The sequence below is a fragment of the Sphingosinicella terrae genome (assembly GCF_003347635.1).
Classification (GTDB): domain Bacteria; phylum Pseudomonadota; class Alphaproteobacteria; order Sphingomonadales; family Sphingomonadaceae; genus Allosphingosinicella; species Allosphingosinicella terrae.
Genome location: NZ_QDFY01000046.1, coordinates 1 through 1,014 on the forward strand (window position 1 = coordinate 1; position 1,014 = coordinate 1,014).

Annotated in this window: 1 rRNA gene; it reads left to right on the plus strand. The window is 53.3% G+C overall.

The annotated features are described in order from the left end of the window. A 23S ribosomal RNA gene (locus DDE10_RS23150) occupies positions 1–1,014 on the plus strand; the annotation flags it as partial.

A 1,014-nucleotide genomic window follows, 5' to 3' on the forward strand; every position in this document is an offset into this window, starting at 1 on the left:
GACCGATAGTGAACCAGTACCGTGAGGGAAAGGTGAAAAGCACCCCGGAAGGGGAGTGAAAGAGATCCTGAAACCGTGTGCCTACAAGTAGTCAGAGCCCGTTAACGGGTGATGGCGTGCCTTTTGTAGAATGAACCGGCGAGTTACGATCTCGTGCAAGGTTAAGCAGAAGATGCGGAGCCGCAGCGAAAGCGAGTCTGAATAGGGCGCATGAGTACGTGGTCGTAGACCCGAAACCAGGTGATCTACCCATGTCCAGGGTGAAGTTCAGGTAACACTGAATGGAGGCCCGAACCCACGCACGTTGAAAAGTGCGGGGATGAGGTGTGGGTAGGGGTGAAATGCCAATCGAACCTGGAGATAGCTGGTTCTCTCCGAAATAGCTTTAGGGCTAGCCTCAAGGTAAGAGTCTTGGAGGTAGAGCACTGATTGGACTAGGGGCCCCTACCGGGTTACCGAATTCAGTCAAACTCCGAATGCCAATGACTTATCCTTGGGAGTCAGACTGCGAGTGATAAGATCCGTAGTCGAAAGGGAAACAGCCCAGACCGCCAGCTAAGGTCCCAAAGTATACGTTAAGTGGAAAAGGATGTGGAGTTGCTTAGACAACCAGGATGTTGGCTTAGAAGCAGCCACCATTTAAAGAGTGCGTAATAGCTCACTGGTCGAGTGACTCTGCGCCGAAAATGTACCGGGGCTAAACGTATCACCGAAGCTGCGGACTGTTCTTCGAACAGTGGTAGGAGAGCGTTCTAAGGGCTGTGAAGCCAGACCGGAAGGACTGGTGGAGCGCTTAGAAGTGAGAATGCCGGTATGAGTAGCGAAAGAGGGGTGAGAATCCCCTCCACCGAATGCCTAAGGTTTCCTGAGGAAGGCTCGTCCGCTCAGGGTTAGTCGGGACCTAAGCCGAGGCCGAAAGGCGTAGGCGATGGACAACAGGTTGATATTCCTGTACCACCTCCTCACCATTTGAGCAATGGGGGGACGCAGGAGGATAGGGTAAGCGCGGTATTG